Genomic DNA, 12,218 nt, shown 5'->3' with positions numbered 1-12,218 from the left:
ATTGAATCCATATTTAAAGACGCAAAATTAAAAAGCGCCACTTTGTATCTTTCAACAAAATGACACTTTCAATGCTTTTATTTATTATCTTCTGTTGCAGTAAAACGATAAATTTCAGAATCATACAATTTTAAAACTTTCCATAAAATGTAATCGACAATAAAGCCGACAACTAAAGGAATGACGAAAAATACTGCAAGGACAATCAGTAAGTTGGTCATACCATTGCCGTCCATTAATTCTAAAGCTTTAATTGGACCGACTAAACCAACAATGCCAAACCCCGCTGTTTCTTTCACACCTGAAATATCGAACAATGCACCTGCCGCACCTGTCACGGCTGCTGTAATGCCGATTGGTAATAGTAAAATAGGATGGCGAATCATGTTAGGAATCATCATTTTCATTCCACCTAATAAAATCGCAATAGGTACACCAATTTTATTCACACGTAATGTACCGATGAAAAGAACGATAGCTGCAACGGCAACACCAATAGCTGCTGATCCTGCTGCTAAACCTGAAATACCAATCGCTAAACCGACGCCGATTGTTGAAATCGGAGAAACAATAATGAATGAAAATAAGACTGCAATCAAAATCCCCATCAACACGGGCTGCAATGTCATAAATGTATTCACTAAACTACCGATAGCTAACGTAATTTTGCTGACATAAGGTAATGTCCACAAACCAATCAGCCCAGCGCCACCGCCTACGATAATCGGTAATAAAATCACGTTCAAACTTCCTAAGCGATGGCCTAGCCATAATACAATCAGCACTGCAATAGATGCCGTAATCATCGTATTGATTAAATCACCAATACCGACCAATTGCCAACCTGCTGGCGTCACTTTAGCGGCCCCTGAACCCACAAATGCTGCTGCACCAACCAAAGCTGTTGCCATTGGATTTAAATTGAATTGTAACGCGATGAGGACACCGACCATAATCGGTAGCGCAAATTGTACCCCTAAGACAACTTGATTCATCGTTGCAAAAATATCGGCGTATTGACTTAAATATTTAAACAATCCACCTAACACTGCATTCGGAATAAGCCCAGCAATAATTGCGATGGCTAAACCATTTAATACTTTGAACATAAATGTTTTAAATGTCATTCTCTGCTCTGCTGCTTCCATTTCCTTTTCCACCTCACTGTTGAATTACATTTGAATCAATGAACTTCAAATGGTTTTAGAGGTACGTCGTTCATTCTACTTTTCCACTTTTTCTGTCCCCTTCAAATGCGCTTCGTACCACAATAGTGATAGCGTAACCGAACGAAGATGATTTAGCAATACTATTTTTTCAAATATTCGCAATTTAATGCGACTTAATTCATTCCACTTTATATCAATTTGATTTGTCGTTTATCCTATACATAATTCATGTTTACGCAAAAAGAAGAGGCAAGGACACAATAAAGTTCCCCCTGCCTCTTCCTATGATTTTATGATTATTTTTGAGTTGCTGAATATTTACTATGTACACGCATCATCGTATCAATTCGTGATTCTGCAAGATGTTCTGCTGCTTGTAATGGTAAAATACCTTCTTCTTTTGCGATCGTGAAAATTTTGTCCATTTGCTCGTAAATGTTTTTCACTTTCTTTTCAGCACGTTCACGATGATATTGACCGTACAACTCGTCTGCTACATTGATGACACCGCCACTGTTAGCAACAAAGTCAGGCGCATAAATAATGCCGCGTTCTTCTAACATTTGACCATGCTTGTCTTCTTCTAGCAATTGATTGTTGGCACTACCGCAAACCATTTTCACTTTAAGCTCTGGAATCGTTTTATCATTTAAAATACCACCCAGTGCACATGGTGCAAAAATGTCAGCGTCAACTTGATAGATATCGTTAATTCCTACCGCTTCTGCATTAAAGTCGTTCACTGCACGTTGTACGGCTTCTTCATTGATGTCAGTCACAATCAGTTTCGCGCCTTCTTCATGTAAGTATTTACACATATGATATGCTACGTTACCTACACCTTGTACAGCTATAGTTTTCCCGTCTAAACTGTCTGAGCCAAATGCTTCTTTCGCTGTACGCTTCATCGCATAATAAACACCTAATGCCGTCATCGGACTTGGGTTACCACTTGAACCGTAAGACTCACTGACACCTGTGACATATGGTGTTTCTAAACGAATGAAATCCATATCTTCTACCGTTGTTCCTACATCTTCGGCAGTAATATAACGGCCATCTAAACTATTAATGTAGCGACCGAGTGCTCTAAAGAATGCTTCAGATTTATCTGTTTTTGGATCACCTAATACAACAGTTTTTGCGCCACCTAAATTAAGGCCGGCAGCTGCATTTTTATATGTCATCCCTTTAGCTAAGCGCATCACGTCGACAATCGCATCTTCTTCACTTTCGTAATTCCAGAAGCGACAGCCCCCTAATGCTGGACCTAAAGTTGTGTCATGAATACAAATAATTGCTTTTAAACCTGTTGTTTCGTCGTGGCAAAAAACTAACTGCTCGTAATCAGCTTGTGCCATCTTTTCGAAAATCATTGCCATTCCTCCTTTGTGTTTCACATTTCCCGTCGATGAAACCACATAATATCAGAATGGAACGTCTTATCTATTAAATTAAGTGAGATATCCGTCCCACCCCACATTATCCAATATATCATATTTGCTATTTTTTGACCCCTTTAGCAAATGCAACATAATGGTGTAAGCGGTTCCAATTCTATATTATAGCACATTCAAAAATTTTTGTATCATTACATATTTGCTTTTTGAGATATTTTTAAAATCAAAATTTATGTAGCGATGCTTGTTTTCCATACATAGAGTTAAACACACAGACTTGTCCAATTGCATTAATAATCGCTCTTGGCACGTTCAAATATCAACTTTCATTTAGCTGACATGTCTGTAAAAAGTCCGTCTATGCAATTTACCGTTATTTGTAATTCTAAAATTTTTGAACTAAGGAGATAATAATGTCAAATATATCCTTTTTTCGAATTAAACTCATCCTTTTCCCTAATGTTCATTTTTTCACATTATCAATATAATGAATGTATTCAAAAACGAAAGGAAGTTATAGTATGATCGCTACCCAAGATAAAGTTGCTGATATCGTCACACACTATCCTAAAACAGCTGACGTTTTCCGCAAACATGGCATCGATTTTTGCTGTGGTGGACAAATCTCTCTTGAAGAAGCTGTTTCAAACCATCCTAAGTTGTCGCTTACACCACTTCTTCAGGAATTAGAAAATGCGAGTCAACAACAAGGTGAAGGAATGCAACCGCAATATTTATCTGTTCCTTCTTTAATTCAGTATATTCAAGCACGCTATCACGACACATTAAAAGAAGAGTTCAAACAACTGACACCCTATGTCACAAAACTCTCACGCGTGCATGGCCCAAACCATCCGAATTTAGTGACATTAAAGTCAACATTTGATGCATTTAAATCAGCTATGTTGACACATACAGATGAAGAAGACCAAAATGCTTTTCCTAAATTGGTTCGTGCCGCAAATGGTGAAGCTGTTGAAGATATAGATGCCGTCGTTCAATCGCTCGTCGATGATCATGATGGTGCAGGGGCATTACTTCAACAGATGCGTGAATTGACTCATGATTTTCAACCTCCAGCTGAAGCATGTGGCACTTGGCGACTGGTTTACGACCGGATTGCACATTTAGAACGAGAAACACATGCGCATGTCCACTTAGAAAACCACGTGCTCTTTCCTAAAATAATAGGTTGATGACCCCCTCAATCACATATGAAGGCATCATCAACCTATTTGAATCACGCGTCACTGAGATATCCATCGTTTCAGTGACTTTTTCTTGCGATTGAAATGAATTCTTGTCCTGCTTGGAAGAGTAAAATAAACAGCGCTGGATGGGTAATACTTTCACGAATTTCAATACGATATTCAGGCTTCAACTTAAAAATCGACGCATTGACAGACATCACATCACGCTCCGATTCATCCCGCACTTCAGCATTGTATGTAAAAAAGTGGAATTTAAACTTAAAACGGTTGCCATCCGCTGTATCATAGTAAAAGCGCGTCGGCAAAAGATAACTTGCACGGAAACGCCCCATATACTGCTCAGTTTGATACACTTGCCATGTCGGTAACAACCAACTAAACCAACCTTTATCCCGCGTTAAATACAAATGGTTTTCGCCATCTTCAATTTCATACTCTTGCCAAAAGTAATTGAAAAGCAATGATAACTTGAACCGTTGTTGACCACGTCCTAACTTCAATTGATATACGGGTTCGTCTTTGTCATTGAATACAGTCATGATTTTTTTCGTAACATCCCAAAAATGTTCTTTGTAATGAAATTTTTGCATCGGTTTACCTCTTCTCTCTCATCAGTTGATAAAACTTTGCCATATGGCGCGCCCACTGTTTTAAGTGCACAGGTCCTTCATTGATCGCTTGTTCTAATGACATCGGTCCTGTTGACATACTGTATACAGCATCAATACCATGTTTTTCAACCGCTTCATACCCTGCACCCAATTTGCCAGCGACCGCGATGACAGGTTTTCTATACTTTTTAGCTACTTTAGCGACGCCCACTGGTGTTTTGCCGTACACTGTTTGTCCATCAATAGCACCTTCCCCAGTAATGACAAGGTCTGCGCGTTTCACATGCTGGTCAAAATGCGTCACTGAGCACACAATGTCAATACCCCGTTTTAAGTCGACCGGAAGACATGCCAACAAGCCTGCACCTAATCCACCCGCAGCACCCGCACCTGGAATATCAGCCACCTGTCGCTTTAAATCTCGTTCAATCACAGTATGAAAGCGTGACAAAGCGGCTTCTAATATCACTTGATCCGCTTGACTTGCACCCTTTTGCTTACTATAAACCGCAGTTGCCCCATTCGGACCGAGCAATGGATTATCGACATCACAAGCAATTTCCAGTTGCACATTTTGAAATCTTGCATCTATTTGCGACATGTCGATTTGATTTAATTGTGCTAAACCTTGACCGCCTCGAGAAATCGGCTGGCCATTTGCATCTAAAAGTTGGACCCCTATCGCTTGGAGTAACCCAACACCTCCATCATTCGTCGCACTGCCGCCAATCCCTAAAATGATATGTGAAACGCCTTGGTCGAGCGCATCCAACAACAATTGTCCCGTACCATAAGTAGAAGTGATGCGTGGATTTCGTTCATTTGGCGTAACTAAATCTAATCCAGAAGCTTCCGCCATTTCAATGATCGCGGTCTGCCCTTCATTCGCAAGGCTGTACGTCGCTGAAATAAGACGACCTAATGGATCTTGAACCGGAATCGTTCGCCACTCACCTCGTAGTGCATCGTGAAGAGATTGGGTCGTACCCTCTCCACCATCTGCCATAGGAATTTTATGAAACGTTGTCGTATCACCCGTAACGTCACGCCAACCTTGTTCAATCGCTTCTGCAGCTTGCATGGCGGTCATGGATTCTTTAAATGAGTCAGGTGCAATGAGTATATGCATCAGTGGTCCTCCCTTAACTTTAGTACTTCTCATATTACAGCGCTACAGATGAGAATTCAATAAAACACGAAACCACATGCAACACCATCACTGACATGTCCAATTAAAAAAGGCCATGCCTCGCACATGCGATATGACATCACCTTTTAGTTAAAATATACATTTGACGACTACACACGTTCTGCAACATAAATTTTACGTGTAAGCCACTGACCTGTTTTCTCATCGTAATCATCACAAGTAATGAGTGTAAGTTGGTCTTTGTCTTTCTTCATCTCATCTAACACTTCAACTTGATACGGGTCGACATCTTTAATCGACGTAATTCGATATTTGCGCGTTTCTTTGCCCACTTTAAAAGTCACTTCTGCGCCCTTTTTCGCTTTGTGTAACTCTGTAAATTGATAATTCAAACTATAATTCGTATGTCCGGCAATAGCGATATTTTGGTCTTTGAGTGACTCATCCTTTTCCACCAAACTGACACCACGCTCCAATTGTTCAGGTGTCGCTGGACCAGGGTACACAGCTTCTTTAATATCAACTGACGGCACTTCTAATACACCAACGACTTTCGACGGGTCTTTCGGAATTTCGGGTCGTTTTGATTGTGCTTGTTGTTGACTTTCTTCATACGCTTCAATTTTTTGTTCATTTTCTTTATTCGTCAAATATGCATCAATTTTAGGTTTAAAAATTAAATATATGCCTGCTAAAATCAATGCGATACCGATAAGCGGAACCAACCCACGTGTTAATTTTTGCATCAACTGACCTCTTTCACGATGATTTTATGCCTCTTATTATATCCCCTCAAGCGTAAATTGAAAATAAAAAAGGAAGGGGCTGGAGATTACGTTTCCTAGCCTCTTTCCTACTCATAGATTTACTATCCATCAATGATTATAAAATAGTCTAAAATTGAGGATGAATTGGACATAAAAATTTGATGCTATTGCTTTTCTTGATTTCATAAACTTGCCCTTAGTTTACTATATTTCGATGTAAGATTGCCCAAAAGGTTGGGAATGAGTGCATACTGCTAACAGTCACTGCTTTAATTTAAATAGTGGTTACTGTTTATCGCAGTAGCTGTCTGACTTCTCAATACGCATGCTTTTGAGAAGTCTAATCAGCCTTGCGGGGGGCAGTACGACGAAATCTTTGTGACACATGAGATTTCTGTACTGCTCCCAAAATCCAATTCGGCTTCCATCTCGTGTACACTTCAATCCAGCCGAATTGAGTTGGAGGATCAGCCCCTCGGAAAGGGAAGTCATAAGGGCAAGTTCAAGAAAATATTGCATCAATAGCATCAAAAATTTTTATCCCACTTCCTCTATTCATTACGCTTCGTCATTAATCAGAGGTTGGTCAGGTTTAACAAAGAACCATAATACAATTGCAACGACGACTAAAATAAGCATCGAGCGTAGTGTTGGAATCCAGCCGATCATTTCTGCAAGGTAACCCGCAAAGATCGGACTCAATACCGCACCGACATTGCCCCATAAGTTCATCCATCCTGAAACTGTCCCCGAATAGTTACGTCCTAAATCTGTCGCTGATGCCCAGCTCATCACCATCGCTAAACCGATACTACTTAAACAAAGTGACATCCAAACAATATTTTTCACTAAGCTATCTGAAGTTACCGCGAAATTAAGTGAAATACCAAAAATCGCAAAGCCTGCAATTGCGATAATACCACGTGCCGCAAAACGTGATTTACCACTGCTCAAAATTTTATCTGAAATCGTACCACCACTTAAAATGAAGACGAACATCACTAACCAAGGAATACCCGCGATTTTACTCATTGTATCTCGGTCAACGTGGAATTGTTCCATTAAGTACGTTGGATACCAGTATAAAAATAGTGTAATAACAAATTGAACTACGAAATATTGTAATGCAATCGCATAAAAACTAAAGCGTGAGAAAAACGTTCCCCACGGCGGTGTCGTCTTTTTCGTTTTAACAACGTCACGGTTTTCCATAATGAAATGTTTTTCTGCTTCGTTTACCATTTGATGATGTTCAGGTAAGTCTTTCGCAATAATTGCCCATAAAATCGCAATTAAGAAACCAACTGCACCAAAAATGTAAAACACAGCTTGCCAACCAAATGCATTAGAAATTGTCACTGTTACAATTGGTGCAAGTACAGGTCCAAAATAAGACCCTGCTAATAACGCACTTGCCGCACGCCCTTTTTCATGCTTGCTGAACCAATATGTATTGAATACAGCGTTCGACGGAAACATTGGTGATTCCCCTACACCGAAGAGAAAACGGACGAAAAACATTAATCCATGGTTTTTCACCATTCCTGTAAAGATTGTAAAAGCACTCCACCATACTAACGCAATCGTAATCATCTTTTTAGGACCATATTTCTCAGCTAAAAATCCTGATGGTACTTGCATAAGCGCATAACCTAAAGAGAAAAATGAACCTAATAATCCAAATTGTGCTTTTGTAAGATGTAAGTCTTCCATCATTGGTACCGCAATATAAGAAATATTAGAGCGATCCATATAGGCGATGACACCAATTAAGAAAAACACACCTGCAAATAGCCAACGGACATTTGTTTTCTTTTGACTCATAATTTTTGCCCCTCTTTCATTAGGTCACCTGATGACCTTTCATGTAGCTATCTGAATATACCACACAAAGAAAGCGGTTACAATAAAAATTTGTACATTTTTTGAACGTTTTTAGAAAATTCTTTAATAAATGACACTTTAATAAACAAAAATGGCTTAAATCTCCATCATCACGAGAGATTAAGCCATTATTTAAAATACTACTTATTTACTACGCATCACAACTATTGCGTCCCTTCTGGCTGACGACGCCCATGAATGAAGGTGTATAAAATGATACATAACAATAAAATGACACCTATTGCTACATACATCATACGGTAACCGATAGCAGGTAAAATCATGCCGAGTATCGCTGGACCAAAACCAACTCCAACGTCTAGTCCGATGAAAAATGTTGAAGTTGCAAGGCCGACCTGATCTGCACGTGACACTTTGACAGCTACAACATTACCGACAGCCGTCATACTACCATAACCGATACCGACTAACGCACCAGATAATAACAATGTCCATCCACTATGTGCCATCGCTAATATTAAAATACCTACACCAAATATAGCTAATGCAGGATAAGCCACCCAATTTTCATGGAATCGATCCAAAATACGACCGACAAATGGGCGTGTTAAAACTGAAGTGATCGCATAGAAGATAAAATAGTAGCTCGCAACTTCCATTAAATCAATTTCTACAGCATAAAGTTGTAAAAATGATAAAACAGAAGCGTAACCTAAACCACAGATTAATACGACTAGTGCAATCGGAATCGCTGGTATTGAAATAAATTGCGAAATATGAAAGCCTTGATGCTCAGATTGTTGTTCAGCCATTTTGACATTGACTTTTAAAAACAAAGCAAACACGAACGCTAAAATCGCAACAACGAGACAGACAGTAAATAAAACGAATGTCGGATAAATCCCTGCTAAATATAATCCTAAAAACGGACCAATCGCGGCACCTATCACTAGACTTAAACTAAACAAACTAATCGCTACACCTCGACGTTCAACAGGTGCAATAAGTGGCACAATCGTACCCGTCGCAGTCGTCGCAATCGCAAGCGCCACCCCATTTAAAAAGCGTGTCATAAACAAGAAAATCAGACTGCCTTCAATGAAATAAAAACATTGCGTAATAATGAATAACACTAATCCAATCATCAACAATCGTTTAGGACCAATTTCATGAATATAACGACCGCCTACGAAACGACCAATCAACGCACCGACGATAAAAATACCCGTAATCAATCCTGCAACACCGGTAGAGACGTCATAACGTTGAATGGCATATTGCGCGATGACAACAATGAGTAAATACATCGCAAAATAAACGAAAAAACTCACTAAAAAGTTGAAGATGTAATTTTTTATAAACGCTTGATGCTCTTGATTTTGCACTAAGATACCCCTTTCTCAATTTGGTAAGCCAAGCTAACTAATAACTTTGATATTATATCGCGTCGAAGTCATAAAATCAAGTGCATGACATACAAAATGCAAAGTGTATCATTAAAATTTACAAAGTTGAGCATCTTCATTGCAGATAACCTACATATAAACAGGTTCGTTTAACTTCTATAAATAATATGGTTTAATAGAGTTGAAACGGTTAGACACAGGTCAACTTCATATTTGATATATAGGGCATCTTGGCTTGTCACAGTGATTGAAGACGGGTGAGAAAGATTCGTATTGTGCTGGCCGTACAATTTTCATTGAACGTGCTATTGAACACAAGAACAAGTGCTTCCCTGATTAATTTACATCAAGTACGCGAACACCATATCCCACTGCCGAGCTTCCTCTATCACACAAGTCCATCCATTTTGAGTTACCTTAAACAAAAGTAGCATCATTCATGCCCTGCAATGATTTAAAAACGAACAATTTATGGGGTAAAGGAGAAATTCATATGTCATCTCAAACAGAAAAAGAGTTAAAAAGGCAGTATTTAGATTTAATCGCTGAAAAATTCGATTCAGAAGAAAAAGTTGCGACCGAAATTATCCATTTAGAGTCGATTTTAGATTTACCTAAAGGCACAGAACACTTTGTCAGTGACTTGCACGGTGAATATCACGCATTTCAACACGTGTTGCGAAATGGATCTGGTAATTTACAACAAAAAATCCATGACATTTTCCAATCACGATTAGATCCACAAGAAATGAATGAATTGATTGCGTTAGTCTACTATCCAGAAGAAAAAATTAAGCGCATTAAAAATAGTTTTAACACAAAAGCTGAACGTCACACATGGTATAAAAAAACGATTAATCGCTTACTTGAGTTAGTGAAATATACGTCCTCCAAATATACACGTTCTAAACTGCGTAAATCATTGGCGCCAGAATATACATTTATTATTGAAGAGTTACTCTATAAAAGTAACCAATTCAACAACAAAAAAGATTATTACGATACGATTCTGAAACAAATTATCCAGTTGAACCAAGCTGATAAACTCATTATTAGTCTCGCAAATACGACACAAAGATTAGTTGTAGACCATCTACATGTCGTCGGTGATATTTACGACCGTGGTCCTCATCCAGACAAAATTATGGATACACTCATTGATTACCATTCTGTCGATATTCAATGGGGTAACCATGACGTTTTATGGATGGGTGCGTACTCTGGTTCAAAAGTGTGCCTCGCGAACTTACTCCGCATTTGTGCACGTTACGACAACCTCGACATTATTGAAGATGCTTACGGTATTAACTTGCGCCCATTATTAACGCTAGCCGAAAAGTATTACGATGATAATGAGGCATTTCGTCCGAAAAAACATCCTGAGAAAAATCCATCAGAGTCTGAAATTTTACAGATTACAAAAATTCATCAAGCCATTGCGATGATTCAATTTAAATTGGAAGGACCCATTATTAAACGTCGGCCTGAATTTGAAATGAATGAACGTTTATTACTTAATCGTGTGGACTATCGCAACCGTACAATCGAACTGAACGGCAAAGTCCATCCGATTGAAAATACATGTTTTAGAACTGTAGACCGTCGCCAACCTACTGCATTGCTTGAAGAAGAACAAGAAGTGATGGATAAGTTACTCACATCTGTACAAGAATCTGAGAAATTGCGTCGTCATGTAGACTTCTTGATGAAAAAAGGTAACTTGTATTTACGTTACAATGGTAATTTACTCATTCACGGTTGTATTCCAATTGACGAGCAAGGTGAAATGGAAGGTATGACAATCGATGGTCGTTTTGTGACTGGGCGTGAACTTATTGATGAATTTGAAAAGCACGTCCGTTATGCCTATGAACATAAAGAAGTGGAAGATGACCTTTCAACGGATTTAGTCTGGTATTTATGGACAGGTAAATATTCATCATTATTCGGTAAACGTGCTATGACGACATTCGAGCGTTACTTTATTAAAGACAAGAGCACGCATAAAGAAGAGAAGAATCCGTATTATCGCTTGCGTGAAAATGAAGACGTTGTGAAAAAAATGTTGGAAGAATTCGACATGAACCCAGAACAAGGTCGTATTATTAACGGACATACACCTGTGAAAGAGCGCGACGGTGAGAATCCTATTAAAGCAAACGGTAAAATGCTTGTCATTGACGGTGGTTTCTCTAAAGCGTATCAATCGACGACAGGTATTGCGGGCTACACGTTGCTGTATAACTCGTTTGGGATGCAGCTAGTGGCGCACCAACATTTTAATTCAAAAGAGAAGTTGTTAGAGACGGGTGAAGATGAGTTGTCTATTCGTCGTGTTGTGGATAAAGAGTTGGAGCGTAAGTTGATTCGAGATACGAATGATGGGGCCGAGTTGCAGAAGGAAATTGATATGTTGAAGGCATTGATGTCGTATCGTTATATGAAATGATGTAGTGTTTGATAAGAACAAGCGCCCTACAATCGGTTTGGTTGTAGGGTGTTTTTGTTGTATTGATTAACATTTCGGAATAATGAATCTTAAACAATTGCTGAGCTAGCCCTCACATTCTTAGGGGACTTGCCTCAACTCAATTTGGCTTGATTAAAGCGTACACTTGGTGGAGGCCAAATTGGATTTTGGGAGCGGTACAGAAATCTC

9 protein-coding genes are annotated in these 12,218 nt (G+C 39.0%); 2 read left to right on the top strand and 7 right to left on the bottom strand.

Annotated features, from left to right (window positions below):
• Positions 1 to 77: 77 nt before the first annotated feature.
• Both GZH82_RS02720 and GZH82_RS02715 read right to left on the bottom strand, forming a co-directional pair.
• A complete protein-coding gene (locus tag GZH82_RS02720) occupies positions 78 to 1,148 on the bottom strand; it encodes a PTS sugar transporter subunit IIC (RefSeq protein WP_162681199.1) in 1,071 nt (356 codons plus the stop codon).
• 317 nt (positions 1,149 to 1,465) lie between these two features.
• Positions 1,466 to 2,545 (bottom strand): Glu/Leu/Phe/Val family dehydrogenase, encoded by a 1,080-nt coding sequence (locus tag GZH82_RS02715; protein ID WP_162681198.1) that lies wholly within the window; start codon positions 2,543 to 2,545, stop codon positions 1,466 to 1,468.
• Positions 2,546 to 3,090: 545 nt separating this feature from the next.
• On the opposite strand from GZH82_RS02715, the gene scdA reads away from it, so the two are divergent.
• The gene (gene scdA, locus GZH82_RS02710) at positions 3,091 to 3,765 is read left to right on the top strand and encodes an iron-sulfur cluster repair di-iron protein ScdA (RefSeq protein WP_162681197.1); all 675 of its coding nucleotides are present in this window, start codon (positions 3,091 to 3,093) and stop codon (positions 3,763 to 3,765) included.
• 71 nt (positions 3,766 to 3,836) lie between these two features.
• On the opposite strand, the gene GZH82_RS02705 is transcribed toward scdA, so the two are convergent.
• The 5 genes from GZH82_RS02705 to GZH82_RS02685 form a co-directional block, all read right to left on the bottom strand.
• On the bottom strand, positions 3,837 to 4,370 hold the full coding sequence (locus GZH82_RS02705; protein WP_162681196.1) for a hypothetical protein: 534 nt from the start codon (positions 4,368 to 4,370) through the stop codon (positions 3,837 to 3,839).
• A gap of 4 nt (positions 4,371 to 4,374) precedes the next feature.
• Positions 4,375 to 5,520 carry a glycerate kinase family protein gene (locus GZH82_RS02700; protein ID WP_162681195.1) on the bottom strand — a complete coding sequence of 382 codons (1,146 nt, stop codon included), beginning with the start codon at positions 5,518 to 5,520 and terminating at the stop codon, positions 4,375 to 4,377.
• A gap of 170 nt (positions 5,521 to 5,690) precedes the next feature.
• Positions 5,691 to 6,287, bottom strand: coding sequence for a class A sortase SrtA (gene srtA, locus GZH82_RS02695; protein ID WP_162681194.1), 597 nt, complete (start codon positions 6,285 to 6,287; stop codon positions 5,691 to 5,693).
• A 579-nt stretch (positions 6,288 to 6,866) separates the two neighbouring features.
• Positions 6,867 to 8,132, bottom strand: a complete 1,266-nt coding sequence (locus tag GZH82_RS02690) for a pyruvate MFS transporter (RefSeq protein ID WP_162681193.1) — start codon at positions 8,130 to 8,132, stop codon at positions 6,867 to 6,869.
• Positions 8,133 to 8,356: 224 nt separating this feature from the next.
• Positions 8,357 to 9,538, bottom strand: coding sequence for an MFS transporter (locus tag GZH82_RS02685; protein WP_162681192.1), 1,182 nt, complete (start codon positions 9,536 to 9,538; stop codon positions 8,357 to 8,359).
• Between the two features lie 514 nt (positions 9,539 to 10,052).
• Between GZH82_RS02685 and GZH82_RS02680 the strand changes: the two genes are divergently transcribed.
• Complete coding sequence (locus GZH82_RS02680) at positions 10,053 to 12,008, top strand: fructose-1,6-bisphosphatase (RefSeq protein ID WP_162681191.1); 1,956 nt, start codon at positions 10,053 to 10,055, stop codon at positions 12,006 to 12,008.
• Positions 12,009 to 12,218: the final 210 nt, after the last annotated feature.

This window comes from Staphylococcus sp. MI 10-1553 (assembly GCF_010365305.1).
Classification (GTDB): Bacteria; Bacillota; Bacilli; order Staphylococcales; family Staphylococcaceae; genus Staphylococcus.
This window is presented reverse-complemented; position numbering and strand designations above follow the sequence as displayed.